10 protein-coding genes are annotated in these 19,539 nt (G+C 58.3%); 8 read left to right on the top strand and 2 right to left on the bottom strand.

Annotated elements, in window-relative coordinates:
• The first annotated feature begins 110 nt into the window (after positions 1–110).
• Together Poly24_RS25245 and Poly24_RS25240 are read left to right on the top strand one after the other, a co-directional pair.
• Positions 111–1,262, top strand: coding sequence for a glycosyltransferase (locus tag Poly24_RS25245; protein WP_145102103.1), 1,152 nt, complete (start codon positions 111–113; stop codon positions 1,260–1,262).
• Positions 1,259–2,152: a glycosyltransferase gene (locus Poly24_RS25240; RefSeq protein ID WP_145102101.1), complete on the top strand. Its 894-nt coding sequence runs from the start codon at positions 1,259–1,261 to the stop codon at positions 2,150–2,152. The genes Poly24_RS25245 and Poly24_RS25240 overlap by 4 nt, the downstream gene beginning before the upstream one ends.
• Before the next feature lie 7 nt (positions 2,153–2,159).
• Here Poly24_RS25240 and Poly24_RS25235 read toward each other — a convergent pair whose 3' ends face one another.
• A complete protein-coding gene (locus tag Poly24_RS25235; RefSeq protein WP_145102099.1) occupies positions 2,160–3,014 on the bottom strand; it encodes a sulfotransferase domain-containing protein in 855 nt (284 codons plus the stop codon).
• A gap of 48 nt (positions 3,015–3,062) precedes the next feature.
• Between Poly24_RS25235 and Poly24_RS25230 the strand changes: the two genes are divergently transcribed.
• From Poly24_RS25230 to Poly24_RS25205, 6 genes are all read left to right on the top strand, one after another.
• Entirely contained in the window at positions 3,063–4,331 is a 1,269-nt protein-coding gene (locus tag Poly24_RS25230) for a glycosyltransferase (RefSeq protein ID WP_145102098.1), read from the top strand.
• 103 nt (positions 4,332–4,434) lie between these two features.
• The gene (locus tag Poly24_RS25225) at positions 4,435–5,733 is read left to right on the top strand and encodes a hypothetical protein (RefSeq protein WP_145102096.1); all 1,299 of its coding nucleotides are present in this window, start codon (positions 4,435–4,437) and stop codon (positions 5,731–5,733) included.
• A complete protein-coding gene (locus Poly24_RS25220; protein WP_145102094.1) occupies positions 5,730–6,797 on the top strand; it encodes a glycosyltransferase family 8 protein in 1,068 nt (355 codons plus the stop codon). The genes Poly24_RS25225 and Poly24_RS25220 overlap by 4 nt, the downstream gene beginning before the upstream one ends.
• A gap of 5 nt (positions 6,798–6,802) precedes the next feature.
• On the top strand, positions 6,803–7,717 hold the full coding sequence (locus tag Poly24_RS25215) for a hypothetical protein (protein WP_145102092.1): 915 nt from the start codon (positions 6,803–6,805) through the stop codon (positions 7,715–7,717).
• A 73-nt stretch (positions 7,718–7,790) separates the two neighbouring features.
• Positions 7,791–9,068, top strand: coding sequence for a glycosyltransferase (locus tag Poly24_RS25210; RefSeq protein WP_145102090.1), 1,278 nt, complete (start codon positions 7,791–7,793; stop codon positions 9,066–9,068).
• A gap of 176 nt (positions 9,069–9,244) precedes the next feature.
• Positions 9,245–18,118, top strand: coding sequence for a type I polyketide synthase (locus Poly24_RS25205; protein WP_197452163.1), 8,874 nt, complete (start codon positions 9,245–9,247; stop codon positions 18,116–18,118).
• Here Poly24_RS25205 and Poly24_RS25200 read toward each other — a convergent pair.
• Positions 18,115–19,452, bottom strand: a complete 1,338-nt coding sequence (locus Poly24_RS25200) for a hypothetical protein (RefSeq protein WP_145102086.1) — start codon at positions 19,450–19,452, stop codon at positions 18,115–18,117. The two genes, Poly24_RS25205 and Poly24_RS25200, sit on opposite strands and share 4 nt — an antisense overlap.
• Positions 19,453–19,539: the final 87 nt, after the last annotated feature.

Here is a 19,539-nt window from a genome sequence, read left to right as displayed (position 1 = left end):
ATCGGATTCACCAACAGCATTTGCTGTGATAGCATGCTGCAGATTCACGCCGAAGCGAAATCGATCGCTTCACTTGCCTTCGTCGCTGTCATCGATCAGGTGCTCCCCCATTGAAGTTCGCGTTTTATTCCACGATGACAGGCATGCCGTGGGGCGGCAGCGAAGTTCTTTGGTCGCGAGTCGCGCACCGAATGCGGGCCGACGCACACCAAGTTTGCGTTAGTTTTCGCCGCTGGGATCCCGAGGCCAAAGCGCTCGAATCGCTTCGTCGAGCAGGAGCGAGCGTGAGCACGCGGCCCGTGCCGCATCCGCCATCGTGGTTCAACAGCCTCAATCCCGCGCGGTGGCCCAAGACCGATGCCCAGCATATCCAGCGGTGGTTGGCCAAAGAGCAGCCTGATCTGGCCCTGGTTACCCTCGGCTATCATTTAAATACAGTCTCCCCGGCAGCGGAGCTGATGCGTCGGCAAATTCCCTACGCGATCAATGTCCAATGCGCCAGCCCCGACTATCTCGATTCGTATTTCCTGGACGCCTTCCGAGCCGCGTATGCCGGTGCGGCCAGAGTCTATTTCGTTTCCCAGGAGAATCTTGAGCGTGTTGAGACGATGTTGGCGATGCGGATCGAAACGGCAAAGATCATCGACAATCCGTTTAATGTTTCCTGGGATGCCCAACCGGCCTGGCCAACCGATCGCGACGGTTTTCGTTTGGCCTGTGTCGGGCGATTGCACTTTCCCTCCAAGGGCCAAGACCTGTTGATCGACGTTCTGCGGCAAGACAAATGGCGACAGCGGAATCTGTCGCTACATCTGTACGGCGAATCGCAGGGCTTCCTTCGACAAACCGAAGACCTCATCGCGCGGCATGGACTGCAGGATCAGATCCACTACGAAGGCTTCTCCGAAACGATTGAAAAGTTGTGGGCGAATCACCACGGTCTGGTTCTCCCCTCCCGTTTTGAAGGTGCCGCGTTGGCAGTCGTCGAAGCCTTGTTGTGCAATCGCGTTTGCGTCACGACAGCTGTCGGCCGCAATCGAGAATTGATCCGCGATGGTGAGACGGGGTTCATCGCACCGGCTGCGACAGCCGAACTGATCGACCACGCACTCGAAGCGGCTTGGCAAAAAAGAGATCGCTGGCAAGAGATCGGCCAATTGGCGGGACAACACATTCGGCAGCGGTATCACGAGGACCCCGTTGCGGTTCTCTACAGCGATTTGATGGCATTGGCTGCCGAACAGGGAGTCGGAAGTTCATGAAGATCAGCGTCGCGATCTGCACCTGGAATCGCTCCGGTTTGCTCCGACGCACGCTTCAATCGATCGCCGAAATGGAGATGGGCGATCCCATCGAATGGGAATTGATCGTCGTCGATAATAACTCTTCGGATGATACCGCCGATGTGATTGGGAGCTTCGCCCTACAGCTGCCGATTCGATACGTTCACGAACCTCAGCAGGGGCTGTCGCTCTCTCGCAATCGCGCGATCGATACAGCGACGGGCGACTACATTCTCTGGACCGACGACGATGTTTTGGTTTCCAAGCAGTGGCTGAACGCCTATCGCAGCGCATTTGAGGCGGCCCCGGACATCGCTTTTTTTGGCGGTTGTATCGAACCATGGTTTGAACCGCCCGGATGTCCCGACTGGATTTCCGAAACGTGGGAGAAGTGCAATCCGGCCTTTTCGCCGCGGATGCTGGGGGATGCAGAGGTCGAACTGACGGCGGAGCGTTTGCCATACGGCGCGAACTTCGCCGTTCGCACCGATGTGCAACAGGCCCATCGCTACGACCCGCGGTGGGGACGCGTCGGTTCGGGAATGATGGGAGGCGAAGAGATCGCAGTGCTGCGGGAAATCGTCCGCTGCGGAGGACGCGGACGCTGGGTCCCGGACGCGCCGCTTCGACATATCGTGCCCGCGCGACGGGCCAGCGAAAAATTTATCCGCGACTATTTCGTTGGCCAGGGAATGGAGAATGTCGCCGCGGGGCGGACCGTCACAGGACGGATGGCCAATGGCTTCGACGCGATGTATTCGATGCTGCTGTATCGGATCAAACGTCGTTTTGTAGAGCCCGACGAATGGGTCTCGCATATGATTCGTGCGAGCATTTCGTGGGGAGAATTCCGGGCACCACGGAGCTAAAAAAAACTCATGCGGCGACCAACTGCAACGCTTCGCTTGCTTCGGATTCAAACCAATTGCGTTGTTCGTCGGTGAAATACTCCTGCCAGGTGCCGGCGCATCCACGGCGATAGAAGTGGTGGGGCCGATTGGTCTTCCCATTTCCAAATCCCGCTTCGGTCTTCGCGGTCAACGGTTGCGCCTGTTTGGGTTTGAGGTTCAAGAATCGATAGATTTCATCGCGGCGAGCCAGCGTGTCGCGATGCAGATCCTCGTACCGCACCCAGTGATAGTCCAGTGGGATCTCGCCGCGGTCGGCGGCGCGCATCACGTCGAAGTCATCGCAGACGACCGCGTTCCATTGCGCGGCAAATGCCCGTACACTCTGCTCGCACGAGAGCAGTTCGTTTTTGTGGGTCTCGAAGTAGTTGGGATCCGCTTGAACTTGCTTTACCTTGGCTTTCATTTCCGGCCACTCTTCGATATCCAAATTCATGCTGTGGTAAGTCCAACTGACCATCGCATCGCGACCGTCGCGGGTGATGTAGAGGGTCTTCGAATCGGGGATGATCAGCGACCGCAGCGGACATGGCGTGCGATCGCCGCACAGTCGTGCAGGCCCGCAAACGTCGACGACGAGATCTCGGATCATCTGATGCAAGCGATCTTCCAAGATTGGACGATTTTCATTCTTCTTCAGGAGTGCCGTGAGATCTTCCTGCTCCCCCAACAGTCCACGAAATAGCGTCGGGAAATGAAACTCGCCACAACACCGCACCTGCGGATGCAGGTTCATCAGATTGCACAACCAATTGGTCCCTGATTTGGCGTACCCACGGATGAAAAACAGCTCCGGCGGCTTCGGCTTTAAAAAACGCAGCATCGATGTTCTGACAATTCGGTTGGAAGCAATGGCTATGATGATCGCTCAATGAATACTCTGTTACTCGTTACCGATCAACCGTTCTGGCGGCGAGAGAATGGATCGCAGCAGCGATCTTGGGCACTGCTGCAGTTTCTGAAGTCGCAAGGTTTTCGCGCGACCTGCTTCTACATGGTGCCGCTGACCGATAGCGACATCCTGGCGACGCGCGAACTCGGATTACAGATCGTTGCGTTTGATCCGAATGGCTCTTGGTTTGCAAAGCGAGTTCAGAGGATCGCGAACATGTTCGGTCGACGACGTCGCAAAGCGAAGCGTCCCGCTTCTCAAGCTGCCGGTGTTTCAAAGTCGCCGCCGGCCACGCTGCAAACCTATCGCTGGCCAGCTGCGCCGGCGCAGTTTCAAAAACTGGTCGCCCGCCTGCATCCCGATTTGGTCCTCTGCAATTACGTTATCTGGGGCAACCTGCTGGAAGCGTTCCCGTCCGGCCAGCGACCTTTTCTGGCGGTTGTCGATACGCAGGACGTGCTGCACCAGAGGCAACAGAGCTTCTCGCGGTACGGAGCCGACCATTGGATCGAGATCACTCGCGACGAAGAGGCTCAGACGCTTGGCCTGTTCGATTTGATTCTCGCCGCCCAAGCCGACGAAGCGAAGACGCTTCGCGCGATGGTGCCCGAGGTCGACGTCGTTCAAGTCGGTCACGATCACGATCGGCACGCGAGGCCAGATGTCATCGATCCGCCGCGGCGGTTGCCGGACGCCCCCGTCCGGATCGGGATGATTGGATCTGGCAATGCCGCCAATCGCGATGGCCTGCGATGGTTTATCGACGAGGTCTGGAATAACGGCCTGTCGGCGCAGAATGTTGAATTGCTCGTGGCCGGATCGCTGAGCAGCGAGATGGATGGCCCAACGGATTCAGGGGCACCGCAGGTTCGCTGTCTGGGAGTGGTGCAACCGCTTGACGCTTTTTACGACCAAGTCGATGTGGTGATCAATCCGATCCGGTTTGGAAGCGGCATCAAAATCAAGACGATCGAAGCGTTTCGGTTTGGCAAGCCGCTGGTGGTCCATCCCCACAGCACTCAAGGGCTCTCCGAAGCAGCAAAAGAGGCAGTGTTGGTTGCCGATACCGCCGCGGAATTTTCCGCTGCCTGCCAGCGATTGGTCGATAGTGCGGCGATGCGGCGCGAGATGTCGCAACGGATGTTGCAGTTCGATCGGACTGAACTGTCGGCGAAATCGGTCTACAGCGACCTGGTCGCGTGGCTGCGCGAGCACGACCTTTGTCTCGCCAGCGGCCGTCCCGCTTGAACCCTTGCGAAACATCGGGGATAGTAGGTGCCGGTGCGATCGATTTCTGCAGCGGCAGAATCGCAACGACAATCGAAGTGGTGGGCGCAAGGATGGGCGAGCGGTGGCGAGTGGAACGGTTTTTTATGTTGGCACCGACAGCGAAGTGGCGCACCACGCGGCACCGCTGATGGGCCGACTGCCGATTCGCATCGCCACAGCCGAGGAAGTCCTGAAGCTTGCGGTACCGGGCGATTTGGCGATCTTCTTTTCGGAGCACTTCGAGCGGTTTCGATCGGCAATCCGCCAGCTGCAAAGCCGCCGTGTCGCGACGCTGTATGCGATCGATGGCATCTTGGAATGGCGAAACGCTTGGGAAAACCGAGCGGATGAGCCAGCATCGCCTTGGACGATGCGTCCGGTCCTGTCGGACAAAGTCGCGTGCATTGGGGCGGCGCAAGCGAGAGTGCTATGGTCTTGGGGGAACGCTGACAAGATCGAGATCGTAGGGATTCCCCGCTTCGATGATCTCGCCGCACGCGACACCACTCGCAATCTCCCACGCGATCCAAACGTCTTCCGAATCCTGGTGATGACGGCCAGATGCCCAGGCTTTACCGATTCGCAGCGGCAACAAATCGCTCAATCGCTAGCCGATCTTTGCGACACGGTTCGCGACACCGATCGGCTCGATGGCCGACGGATCGAAATCGCATGGCGGCTGAAAGGCGGAATGGACCGTCGGATCGGAGTCGAGAACCAGGAGAGCGACAGCGATCTGGCCGACGTGCTCGATCGCGTTGACGCCACGATCACAACGCCATCGACGGCGCAATTGGAATCGATGCTGTTGGGCAAGCCGACGGCGATTCTCGATTACACCAACAGCCCGTTGTATGCCGATGCCGCTTGGCGAATCACCGCAAAGGAACAGATCGCACAAACGCTAGAACAATTGATTCGGCCAACTGAAGCTCGCATGCACTATCAAAAATCGGTGCTACACGACGCGTTGCAGCTTCAATCCCCGGCCAGCGATTTGATGGTCCAGTTGATTCAGGCGATGCTGGGTCAGGCGCAAAGCGCGGTCCGCAGCGATCGGACGCCTCGGTTTCCCAAAGCGATCTTGCCGCCGGCGGACGCTGCACCGCCGTCGCTCTGTTTGCCAGCAGCCTACCCGATGCGTGGCGTCTTCCAAAACGACGACCTTCAAAAATTGCAAACGCAACTGGCGGATGCCGAGCGTGAAACGGAACTGCTGCATCGGATGATCGATGGGTTGCGCGATGAACTGGGCCAGGCCCACGCGATCTTTGATTCGATCCATCGGCATCCGGTCGCTGGGCCGGTGGTTCGCGCACGCCAGAAGGTGATCGATTGGTTTGCGAAGGCCGAACGGGGCGATGCGGAGCACGATTCGTGAACACACAACAATCAACCGCCGCGACAGCGCAGCACGCTCCGCCCGCCGATCGATCCGATGCGACGATCGATGTCGTTTGTGCGGCCGACGACGCCTATGCGATGCCGTTGGCAGTGACGCTCAAGAGCGCCTGCCGCAACTTGGCAAAAGGTTCTCGGATTCGTTTGTTCTTCATCACCGGTGGGATCAACGACGCAAATTGGTCGATGATCGAAGCGACGCTCGCAGACGAACCGATCGATATCCACGTGATCCAGCCCGATCGCGCGATCTTCGCAGACCTGACGATCTCGCATCATATTTCACACACCGCCTACTTCCGGCTGCTGACTGCCGAACTGTTGCCAAGCGATGTGCGACGGGTGATCTATCTCGATTCGGACCTGTTCATCCAAGAGGACCTTGGCCACTTGTGGGCGTTGCCGATCGAAGCCAATTTCTGCCTGGCAACCGTCGACGTCGCTTGCCCCTATGTCGACGCGCGACTTGGATGTGCGAACTATCGCATGGCCAATCCTTATATGGCGTCGCTCTCTCCGATCCGGAACTACCGCGAACTAGGGCTCGACGGATCCAGCGAGTACTTCAATAGCGGCGTGATGGTTCTGAATCTTGACCTGTGGCGCAAGGAAGAGATGGCGACGCGATTGCTGAAAACGCTCCGCGATAATCAAAAGTACGTTTGGTGCTGGGATCAGTACGCGCTCAACGTGGCTTGTCATGGCAACTGGGGACGCTTTGATCCGCGCTGGAACCAGGGGGCGCATGTGTTTGAGTATCCGTCGGCACGGCACGCGCCAATCGAAGTGAACCAATGGGATCGGATGCGGACCGATCCGGCGATCGTGCACTTCACGACAGAATTCAAGCCTTGGCAACACAACTCCAATCACCCTCGCAGCGAAGTCTTTTACGAGGGGCTGGATGAAACTGCCTGGCGCGGGTGGCGGCCCGATACCAGCAGGTCCAACTTCAAGGATTGGTTCAATCGGCAAGTGCTTGCCGCGATCAAACAAGCGACGATCTCTTCCCGACGATTGACTTCGATGTGGGCCGCAGGATAAAGCCAATGACACCAACAACACTTTCGGCAGCACGCCCAAGCGCCCGATTAAGGAAAGCGGAGGCTAACGCCCGTCCGTTGGTCACGATCTTCACGGTGCTGAAGCCGTTTGTTGGCGAAGCCGACACGCACCAACGCAATGCGCTGGCCAGCTGGCAGATGCTGGGACCGGACGTGGAGATCCTGCTGTTCTCCGACACCTCGATCCCCGACGATCTTCGCGCTCGCTTTACGTGCCTTCCGTGCATCGCGACCAATGAACTTGGCACTCCATTGCTGGACGATGTGTTTCGTGTCGCAGCCGACATCGCACGCGGCAGCGTCCGCGCCTTTGTTAATGGAGATATCGTGCTAGACCAGCGTTTCACCCATTCGGTGCGACGGTTGCAAGATTCCGACCTCGCGTCGTGGCTGGCGATCGGGCAGCGAACCGAGCTGGATGTTCCCGCCGCAGTGCAACATCCCGCGGCTGGCTGGCTCGACGATTGTTTCCAGAAATGTGAGACGCAGGGCGAACTGGCATCGGTTGTCTGCAAAGACTACTTCATCTTCACCGCCGACCTTTTTCAAGATCTTCCCGCGTTTGCCATCGGGCGTGGGAATTGGGACAACTGGATGGTCGCTCACAGCAAATCCAACGGCATCCCGGTCGTCGATATCACAGCCGTAGCGCCGGTCATTCACCAGCGACATGGCTACGCGCACGTCAGCGGTGGCAGGGGAGCGGTCTACGTCAGCGGTCCCGAGGCGAAGGAAAACCAACGCCTCGCCGGAGGGCGACATCTGATCAGCGGCAGCACCGCAAATTGGCGGTTCGATAAGTCCGGAATCCGCAGAGTGCGATGGACATCGTGGACCCTCTGCAAAGATGCCTTCCGTTTTGCGGGGCTCTTGCTGCGGATGCTGATGCGATCGGATTAACGACGAACTCCGGATCGATCTACAAACACTTTCCCCCTCGATACCGCCGCGTGATGCTTCCAACAGGTTCCCCATGATCTCGATCGCTGCAATTTATTCGATCGCGCTGTTGCTGTGGTCGATTGCAAATTGGGGCTTCGCCTGGTTCTTTGCCGCACGGATTGTCCGGCCTGGCATGGGGAATCATAGGCTGCATGAAAACCAACCCTTCGCCCCCAAGGCTTCGGTGTTGCTGTCGTTGCGAGGCTGTGACCCTTTCCTGGAACAGACGTTGCGAGGTTTGCTGGAGCAATCTTATCCCGACTTCGAAGTCATCGTGGTGGTCGACAATCGGTGCGACCCAGCATGGGATGTTGCGATGCAAGTCAAGTCGGAACGCGACGCACAGGATCGCATCCGCATCGTCGAACTGCAGAATCCGTTGCCAACGTGCAGCCTGAAATGCAGTTCGCTGGTACAGGCGACAAGCCAGATCTCATCGACTAGCCAAGTGGTCGTGTTGGTGGATGCGGATGTTGTTCCGCACGCCAATTGGCTGCGCGACGTGGTCCAACCGCTATCGGATCCGAAGGTCGGAGTCGTCACGGGCAACCAATGGTTCGATCCTCGCAGACGCGATACGGGATCGGTTTTGAGAAGCCTTTGGAATTCCGGCGCGTTGGTAGCGACGGCGATCAACGCAAACCCCTGGGCGGGGACCTGCGCGATCCGCACCGCCGACCTCTTGTCGTCGGGGCTGGTCGACGACTGGAAGACCTCCGTTGTCGATGACGGTCCGATCAAAGCGGCGATGACTCGGCTCGGGCTGCGAGTTCATTTCGCTCCCAATCTGATCATGGTCAATCGAGACCAGTGCACGACCGCATTTGTCGGCCGCTACGTGACACGCATGCTCACGTGGAGCCGAGTCTACGAACCCACATTTGCGGGGACAGTCGTTCACGCAGCTGCCTTGGCTTTGTTTACCGCGGGCTGGTTGTTATTTCTGATCGCCGCGCTCTGCTGGGGCGACTGGCCTGCGGCCGCATTGCTGACGTCATCGATGCTCATCGCCAACGGTTGCATGTTTCTCAGCTGGCGAACGGTTCGCGTTGCGGTCGGCGAAGCGGTCGCCACGAGAGGCGATTCACTGCACCGGATGTCGTGGAGTGAAGCGGCACAGGTCTTTGCCTTGCTCCCCGTATGCCAGCTGACGCACGTCTATTGCACCATCAAAGCGATCTGGGTGCGGCAGGTGAACTGGCGAGGGATCACCTATCGTCTGCACAGCCAGCGGCGCGTCGAGATGGTTGCCTACCGCCCCTACGTTGACAATCAACAGGTTCCCTCCGAGGCAAACCTGTCCGTCTAGTCTAAGTCGCCATCGCGATTTCCTCGCAAAAAGGGGGGGGCTGGGCCGCCGGACCGCCCAAAAAGTTGTGTCGCGACTTGCTCTCAAAACCGAGCTGTTTTGGTATGGTGAGTCAAGAAGTGGTGATATGCTCGCCAGCACAAATGGATATCGTGAACGAAATAGGATGCTTGGCGATGACGCAAAGGAATCAGACGACGCAGCGTCAACCGTTGGCCTTGGTTGGGCTGGGATGCCGTCTACCCGGTGGGATCCGAGATCCCGATTCGCTTTGGCAGCTGTTGGCTCGCCGCGGCAGTGCGATCTCGGACGTCCCAGGAGATCGCTGGCACATCGATCGATACTTCCATGAGGATCCCAATTCGGCTGGCCACATGACGGCGCGACGCGGCGGCTTTGTCGATCAACTGAAAGAGTTCGATGCGACGTTCTGGGGTTTTTCGCGACGCGAAGCGGTTCGCTTGGATCCCCAACAACGCTGGATGCTCGAAGTGGCTTGGGAGGCGTGCGAAGATGCCGGAATTCCTCCCAGCAGTTTGCGAGGCACAAACGTTGGCGTGTTTGTGGGAGCTTCCAGTCACGATTACGGCAGCCTGCAATTAAACGACCTGGGCAATCTGGATGTTCATTCGAACACCGGCGGAACGCTGAGCATCGTCGCCAACCGGATCTCCTATCTGTTCGACTTGCGTGGCCCCAGCCTGGCGGTCGACACCGCTTGTTCGTCGGCGCTGGTCGCATTTTCGATGGCTTGTAGATCGATTTGGTCGGGTGAATGCGATGCCGCGCTGACTGGCGGCGTCAACGCGTTGCTGACGCCCAACGCCAGCATCGGATTCAGCAAAGCGTCGATGTTGTCGGCCGCCGGCGAGTGCTTCGCTTTTGATCATCGGGCCGACGGCTACGTTCGCAGCGAAGGGGCGGGGATGGTTTTGCTGAAACCGCTGGCCGATGCGATCGACAATGGCGACCACATCTACGCCGTCGTCCGCTCGGCAGTCGTCAACCAGGATGGTCACACGTCGTCGATGACGGTTCCCAGTTCGGCGGCACAAAGCAAGCTGTTGCGACGGGCACTCGACGAAGCGGGCGTTGCTCCAAATGAAGTCTGTTACGTCGAAGCCCACGGAACCGGAACGCCGGTCGGCGATCCCATCGAGGCAGCGGCGATCGGGGCGGTCGTCTCCAAAGGCCGTGCCGCGGGGGACGATTGTTGGCTGGGGTCGATCAAGACGAACCTCGGGCATCTGGAACCGGCATCGGGTATCGCAGGCTTGTTCAAGCTTGCCTTGATCATGGACCGCCAAACGATTCCGCCCAGCGGCAACTTCGAAGCGGCGAACCCCGCGATTCCCTTTGACTCGCTGAAACTGAAAGTCGTCGACAGATTGCAACCGATCGCGACGCAGGATCAACCGATCAGTGCGGCGATCAATTCGTTTGGTTTTGGTGGCACCAATGCCAGCGCCGTGGTGCAGTCGGCTCCGCAAACGAAGCAACACAAATCCAGTTCCGAAACCCCTGCGACACGACCTTTCCTGTTGCCGATTTCAGCTCGCGACGATGAAGCGCTGCGTGGTTATGCAAAACAATACAGTCGCCGGTTGAAGGAGTTCGGCGGTGATGATTCAGCCGCACTTGCCGACTTCTGCTATTCAGCTGGAACGCGCAAAGAGCAACACTCGCAACGCATGGTGCTGCGTGGTCGCGACGCCAAACAACTCGCGGGCAACCTAAGAGCGTGGTTGCGTGGTGACGACGTGGAAGAGAGTGTTGTGGTTGGCCATGCGGAAACGCAGCCAGGAACCAACGCGTTCGTTTTCACAGGCCAAGGGTCTCAGTGGGCGACGATGGGGCAAGACTTAATCGCGCGCGAACCGATCGTCGCAGCAACCATCGAAAAGATCGACACGCTATTCCAACAGGTCAGCGGATGGTCGCTGAAGGAAGCGATGTTGTGCGATGCCAGCGAATCGAAGATCGACAGCACGCAAGTTGCCCAGCCCGCGATCTTCGCGCTTCAGGTCGCTTTGGTTGAACTGTGGAAGACTTGGGGGATCACACCCGACAGCGTGATCGGTCACAGCGTGGGAGAGGTTGCGGCCGCGTGGTGTGCGGGCATCTATACGTTGGAAGAAGCGACGCAGCTTGTCTATCATCGCAGCCGGTTGCAGGATGGGACCGGTGGTGCGGGCAAGATGTTGGCCGTTGGTATGACGGTGGCCGAGGCGCGTGCGTTGATCGGCGATGCCGCGGCGGAAGTCACCGCGGTCAACAGTCCCTCGTTGGTCACGATTGGCGGCGACTCCCAGACGGTTGCTGACCTGGAAGTCCAACTGAAACAAGCCGGGAAATTTGTCCGCGACTTGGGACTCGATTATGCCTTCCATACGTACCAGATGGATGCGATCAAGGAACCGTTACTGCAGGCGTTGGAATTCCTGAATCCGCAACCGTCGACGATCCCTTTCATTTCGACGGTCACCGGACGGCCACAAGACGGCCAGACGATGGACGCTCAATATTGGTGGCATAACGTTCGCCAACCGGTTCTGTTCGACGAAGGCTTTGCCGCCTTGGTCGCTGCCGGGCACGGGAACTTTCTCGAAATTGGCCCCCATCCTGCACTTCGAAGTTCGATGGCCCAGTGCCTCGCATCTCTCGATGCATCCGCTCAAGTATTCCATTCGCTCGCACGCCAAACCGATTCGACAACCACGCTGCTCAAGAACGTCGCCCAGATGCATGTCGCTGGGCTCTTGGTCGATTGGCAGGCTTTGAATCAGTGCGCGGGCAACTTCGTCCTCCAGCCCCGTTATCCTTGGACCTACCAAGAATACTGGCTCGACAAAGGCCGCGACCTTGCCAGGCTCGACAAACCTCTGCACCCGCTGTTGGGCAAACGTCTGCAATCGGCAAATCCGACGTGGCAATTGACGCTCGACCCACACCGTTTTCCGTACTTGCGAGATCACCAAATCTGGGATGGCATCGTGTTCCCGGCCGCTGGTTTTGCAGAGATCGGTTTTGCGGTCGCCGACGCGATGCTTCCTGGCGATGCGTATGTTGTCGAAGACTTGCAATGCCTGGAGGCATTGTTTATCGATCCCGATCTGATGCCGACGATTCAAGTCGTGTTCGAAGAACAGACCAAGTCGTTTTCTATCCACAGTTCCACCGATAAACAGAATTGGCAAACCAATGCCTGCGGGCGGTTGGTGTTGCTGCCGGCCGATCCGATCCAGCCCAAGCCAAATCTGCAGGCGATCGAAAGCCGGCTGCCATGCACTGTTTCGCATGAGAACCTGTACGACAATCTGCATCGGTCGGGGTATGGATTTGGCGATGCGTTCTCGTTGATTCAACATCTCAGGCATGGTGAACCAGCGTCACTTAGCGAGACCTCATTCGATGGTTCGCCGCTGCGGCGAGAATCGCTGGCCTGGGTCGACGCTTCGGGTTTGGGCGCCTCGGCGGCCGCCGAATATCGCTGGCATCCGGCGATCTTAGACGCCTGCCTGCAAGCAACTCATGGCACGCAGTACGCCGAAGCGGATGCTGAACAAGGCGACGATTTTTACTTGCCCGAATCCATTCGCAGAGTGCATTTGTACTGCAACAGCTTGCCGCTGCAATTTTGGGTTCACGCGGTTCAAACGGCTGCCGAGTCCGATTGCTTTGAATACGATCTTTTTGTGATCGACAGCGCCGGACAAACGATCGCGGAGATCCAAGGTTTCCGCGTCGCGAAGGTCCAGCGGACTGGCGTCACTCGCCCAATCGATGACTGCCTGTATCGGTTCCAGTGGCAACCGCAGCGGATTCGAGGAACCCAAGCCACCGGCGCATGCGACTTCCCTTCATCCAGCGAATTGCTGCGGCCCGTCGAATCGCAGGCTGCCGACCTGGTCGATCAGTATGGGCTTGGCGACTACTATGCCGACTTTCTGCCACGGATGCAGCAGGTCGTGCTCGCTTGCATCGTGAACGCGCTGCGACAACTCGGTTGGTCATATCAGGCAGGGGATCGCTTCACCGCCGACCAGTTGATGGAAGCGTTGGGGATCGTCGAAGAGCACACTCAGTTGCTGCAGGCTCAACTGCACTGGCTTGCCGATGCGGGTGTGATCGCAGCAGATGGATCGGGCTGGCGAGCAACCACAACATTGGCGACACGCGACACGAAAGAGTTGCTCGCTGATCTGGCAGAAGAGTATCCGCGGTTTGCTGCGGAAGTCGATCTGGTGACCGCGTCGTGCCTGCGTTTGGCTGATGTGATGTCGGGTGAGATCGATCCGCTGGAGCTATTGTTCCCCGGCGGATCGAGTCACCTGGTCGATCATTTTTATACGCAGGGATGCGACTTTCCCGCGTTCAATCAATTGCTGAAAACGGTCGTCGGGCAGAGCGTTGCCAATCTGCCGCCGCGGCGTACCGTCCGCGTGCTGGAAATTGGTGCCGGGACGGGATCGTTGACGGGACAAATTGTCCAGACGCTCCCCGCAGATCGGTTTGAATATCTGTTCACCGACATCGGCGGCGCGTTTCTCGCCGATGCAAAGCAGCGATTCGACGATTGTCCTGCGATGGATTATCAGCTGTTTGATCTCCAACGACCGGCTGAGGATCAGGGGATCGAACCGCACAGTTTCGACATCGTGATCGCGACTAACGTGTTGCACGCAACGGAAGATTTGTCCGTAGCGCTCGCGAACGCCAAGTCTTGTTTGGCGGCCGAAGGACTGTTCGTCTTCCTGGAGGTCGTCGAAAGAAGGCCGATCTGGGACAACGTGTTCGGATTGCTGAAAGGCTGGTGGTCGTTCCAGGACGCGCACCGAAGCGATTCGCCGTTGCTCAGCCGCGACGCTTGGGAAGCACTGCTGCAGCAGAGTGGCTTCCAGGACGTTGCGTCGTTCAAATGCGCCGATGACGCGGAACAGGCGGTCTTCATTGCGCACGCTCCCGAGACGCAATCCGTATCGGCCGACGCGGATTCGATGGCAAGACAAGACGATGTCGAACCGAGCAGCGATGCGATCACTTTGATGTTCGTTGGGGAGGATCCTGTCTCGACCGAGCTTGCCCTCCAGTGGGATCGTGAGTTGGGGGAAGTCGTGCGAGTGCGACGAGGTGCCGAGTACCAACAAACCGACGAAAACGAATTTACGGTTGTCGACGGTTCCGTCGACGAACTTCAACGCCTCTTCCACGACGCGCGACTGGGCGACCGAACCGTTGAAAAGATTGTTCACGGCTGGGGACTTTCAACGCCCGCATCGGCACTGGACATCGACCGGCTGCTGGATGCACAAAAGGTTGGAGTGTTGAGCTGCATGCATCTGGTTCAGGCTCTGGGTGATTGGAACCTGAGTCCTCAACCCCGCGTTCACGTTTTGACCCGTGGTGCGCAATCGACATCCGATACCGATCGAGTCGACGGGCTTGCCGCCTCGCCATTGGTCGGCTTTTGCCGCGTGGCGCGCAGCGAAGTCTTCGACCTTGGCTGGCAATTGATCGATTTGGACGTGGAGCCCAATGCGGATGACGTCGCAAATATTGTCGATGAATTGAGGGCTGCCGAACCGGAAGCGGAAGTTGCGCTGCGTGGAACGTCGCGGTTGGTCAACCGCTTGCATCGAGCCAACGCTGCCGATCTACCGACGCGACAATTCGATTGGAACGCCGGCGGGCCAACCAGCCGAGCGTATCGATTGCAGATGCAAAAACCGGGTGTACTGGAAGACCTTTCGCTCAACGAAACCGATCGCCGCAGCCCGCAACCCGATGAGATCGAAGTCCAAGTGATGGCGGGAGGGATCAACTTTCGCGACGTCATGAAGGCGTTGGGGATGTACCCAGGCAACTCGATCGATCTGCTGTGGTTTGGCGACGACTTTGCTGGCGTCGTCGAGCGTGTTGGCGAAAACGTCGACTCGATTCAACCGGGCGATCGTGTGTGTGGCATCGCGGGCTACAGCTTCCAGTCGCATCTGGTCGTCGATCATCGGATGGTCTTCAAGCTGCCAGCGGATCTTAGTTTCGCGCAAGGGGCGACGGTGCCTACCGCGTTTATGACTGCGGAGGTTGCGATCGGCCGGATCGCGCGAATGCGGGCTGGTGAGAAAATCCTGATCCATGCTGCAGCCGGCGGGGTCGGGCAAGCCGCCGTGCAGACTGCACAGCACCTGGGGCTGGAGATTTTCGCGACGGCGGGGACGCCCGAAAAGCGAGAACTGTTGAAACGCATGGGCGTTGCTCACGTGATGGATTCGCGGAACGTTCGCTTTGCCGACGAGATCATGCAGTTGACCGACGGCGCTGGAGTCGACGCGGTTCTCAATTCATTGGCGGGCGAGTTTGTTCCGAAGAGCCTTTCGGTGTTGGCTCCCTTTGGCCGCTTCCTGGAAATTGGGAAAGTGGATGTCTACGGGAACTCCAAGATCGGCCTGGCTGCGCTCAAGCACAACATCTCGTACCATGTGATCGACCTGGCGCAAATTATCGATCAGCGGCCAGCGGAGATCGCAAACGTTCTGCGAGAACTGAGCGACCGTTTTGCGGCGGGAGATTACAAACCGCTGCCGCTGACCCAGTTCCCGATCAGCGAAGCGGCAGAAGCCTTCCGCTATATGGCTCAAGGCCAACACATCGGCAAAAATGTACTGTCGTTCGAAAGTCCAGCGTCCGACGCGGCAACGGGGCGACGCATCGTTGGGCCGTGCACCCAGGAAGGACATCTGTTTAAAGCAGACGCAACCTACCTGATCACCGGCGGTGCAAGAGGTTTTGGTTTTGAAGTTGCCAAATGGATGGCCAGCCAAGGTGCAAGAAATCTTGTTTCGATGAGTCGTTCGGGCCCCGACCAGGCGTCGTCCGACGCAATCCAAAGGATGCGTGACGAAGGCATCTGTGTAGTCGATGCCCGCGGGGATGTCACCGACGCAGAAGCCGCCAACCGCGTGATCGATACGATTCAAGCAGACATGCCAGAGCTCAAAGGGGTCCTGCATGCGGCGATGGTGCTGGACGATGAGTTCATCAGCGAACTGGATGTGCAGCGATTTAATCGCGTGCTTCAACCCAAGATGCTCGGAGCGTGGAACCTGCACCAGGCAACGCTCGAATTGCCGCTCGATCACTTCATTTGTTTCTCCTCGTTTTCCGCCGTGATCGGTGCTCCGAAGCAATCGAATTACAACGCCGGCAACAGCTTTCTCGATGCGTTGGCTGGTTATCGCCACGCCCGCAACCTGCCCGCGATGACGGTGAACTGGGGCGCCATCCTCGGTGCCGGCTTTGTCGACCGGAATCAGAAGACGGCCGAATACCTGGATACTCTGGGGATGCAAGCGTTTCCCGTGGGGAAGGCATTGGATCTGCTGGGCCAACTTCTGCAACGCGATGTGCCTTTGTTGTCGGCAGCACGCGTCGACTGGCAGCGATTGAGCAAGCTGAGCCCCGCGCTCACCCGGCTGCCGGTCTACGCTGGCGTTGTGAATGAACGTGGCAGCAGCCGCTGCGGTTCGTCGCTACCGGAAGAGCTCAAGGCGATGCCGGCAGATCAGTGGCCTGCGTTCCTTGAAGACTTCGTTGCCCAACAGGTTGCCGGAGTCTTCGGAAGCCAGGACCAAGATGTCGACCGAACGCGTTCGCTGACCACTCTGGGCATCGATTCGTTGATGGCGGTCGAATTGGTCAATCGGCTCGAAACCGCTGCCGGCATCCGCATCCCGATGGGAGGTCTGTTGAGCGGCGTCAACGTTCGTGAGCTAAGCGTGTTGCTGCAGCAGCAATTGCTTGAACGGATCGCGGTGGAGCCACAGCGTGGCGAGGGACCGACGCCAACAGAGGTGCCGTCGAAAGGGATCGATTTTGAAAGAGATGCAGCCTTGGACGATTCGGTTTTGCCAGCTGCCAAGCGTTATTCCAGCGACCCGCCTGCGAAGGTTCTGTTGACCGGAGCAACCGGGTTTATCGGAGCCCATCTTTTGCACGAGTTGCTGGAAACGACCGATTCGGAAATTACCTGCTTGGTTCGCGCACGCGATCTCGAATCGGGGATGCAACGGATCGTCGACAATCTGGCAAAATATCGACTCTGCCCCAACGGAGCGGCAGACCGCGTGAAGATCCAGCTTGGCGATATCGCTCAACCTCAGCTGGGGCTGTCGACCGAAGCGTTCTCTTGCCTGGCCGACGAGATGGACGTGCTGTACCACAACGCGGCTAGCCCCAATCTAATGCTTCCCTACGATGCGTTGCACGGCCCCAATGTGGTCGGCACTCAAGAGATGTTGCGTTTGGCATGCCATAACAAAACGAAGCCGCTGCACTACGTCTCGACATTCATGGTGCACGGGACCGATGCCAACCGCGGTTGCGACGTGGCGGAATCGGATCTCCTGCCTCGCTGTGAAGACTTGATCTACGGATACGCCCAAACCAAATGGGTCGCGGAAAAGATGATCGAAACGGCGCGGCAACGTGGGCTGCCCGTGACCATTTACCGCCCAGGACACGTGACCGGACACAGCGAAACCGGCGTTGCAAACGTCGACGATCTGCTGCACACGATCGTGCGAGCGTGTGTGTCGGTCGGGGCGGCTCCCTTCCGGTCGTTACAACTGGACATCACGCCTGTCGATTTCGTCGCCCGTGCGATCGTGGCGTTGTCGCAGCACGACGCAAACCTGGGCCAGACGTTTCATCTGACCAACCCTCAACCGCTCAACGACGAAGTCCTTGTGAACTGGATGCAGAGCATTGGCTCGCAAGTCGATTTGATCTCGCACGAAGAGTGGTGCCAACGGATCGATGCCAAAACATCTGATCACGACGCCAGCTTAGAAGTTCTCACCGAAGTCCTGATGCCGCGGCTGACGTCGGGCGGCAAACGTGGAATCCACCCGCGATTTGATTGCAAGCGAACCCTCGACGCGTTAGCCGGATCAGGGATCTTGTGCCCGCCGGCCGACAAGCAACTGCTGTCGACCTGTTATGCCTACCTGCAGGAAAACGGAGCCGTCGACGATCCGTCAGCCGTCTGCTAGGTGTTGGTTGCGGTCGTGGCGACGGTTCGCTGGAGGAATATCTGCAGCAACTGTCCCGCCTGCGCGTCGCTAATGACTCGAGGATCAAAGTGGAGATTCAACTTCAAACGCTTGTTGTATTCGAACGCAAATAGGGTTGCGGCGGTCTGTGAAGTGATGGGGGCCAGCCCGTCGATGTCCAGAACTTTCAGATTGCCAGCGTGATGGAACCCGTCGATTCGGGGAAGCTTGCAGCGGCGGAACAATTTCCCTGCATTTGAGAAGATCACCGATATCGTGCGGCCGTTGTTGGTAGCCGAGCGACGGAGCGCTCCCGGGATCCATTGCATCAACCACAGGCTGAGCAAAAAAGTGTATCGTAAATCGAATCTGCGAATGATCTCCATCTCGTCGCGAATGCTGTGCAACAACTGCGTTTCATCTTCAACGTCGCCTGGGCGACGATCCAGAAAGATCGAACTGACAGCATTCATCGCGGGCAGCGTCGCGTGCGACTTATCTCGCATGTTGATTGGAATCATCATCCGCAGCCACGCTTGATCTTCGCGCACGCCATAGGCTGCCTGCCAATCCCAGAGGGCAAGAAAGAAGTCGCGGGCCAATAGTTCGTTGAGGGAGACGTTGCGGCGGCGAGCGGCTTTCCGTAGCTCGACTGTATTTTGGGATGAAACTTCGAGAGTCGTCGACGAGGGGAAGACTGCTTCGGCCCGCATCGTCCCCGGTGTCTGTGGTAGAGAGAGTGATTCCGGCTGGCGTCGCCAGAATTGTAGCGCACCGATCAAGCCAACCGATTGCCGAGGCAGAATCTTCAGCGCTTTTGACATCGTGAACCCGTACCGACCGCGAGACTGCAGCCTCTGGGGATCGACGGGCGGTACCGCAGTCGCTGGTTTAAAGCCGGACTGCTCCGTTGCGTAGTGGGACAGCAAATCCTCGAAAAAACGCAACAACCCAGCACCATCGCAGCAGGCGTGGTGCATTTGGAGAGTTAATTCGACGCGGTGGCTGTCTTGAACGACCACACCCCGCAAACCGGTTTCGCGATCGAGATCGATTCGCGGTGCCGGAGGAAGCGGTCGTCCCGTTGGCCCCTGCTGCCACTCGATCGGCGGCAGACTTGCGTCTCGAACGATCCATCGTTTCCGACGTCCATGCGAAACGGTCGCTCGCAACAGCCAGTGATATTCCAGCGTCTTGAGCAGCGCCGACTCGAATGCCTGCCGATCCAGCTGCCCTTCCAGCAGAACACGGCCGATGCACAGACATGGGTAATCGTCCCGATCACTCCACAACATACATCGCTCAAACGGCGTCAAAGGCAATGGCTTTGCCATCTTCTCGAAGCATCCTCTGCGATCACAAATCGAAGTAGTATAATCCCGCTCGGTCGCATCGACGATGGCGTGCGATTTCGACCATCG

This window comes from Rosistilla carotiformis (assembly GCF_007753095.1).
Lineage (GTDB): Bacteria > Planctomycetota > Planctomycetia > Pirellulales > Pirellulaceae > Rosistilla > Rosistilla carotiformis.
The sequence above is the reverse complement of the archived record's forward strand: the minus strand, read 5'-3'. Positions and strand labels throughout refer to the sequence as shown.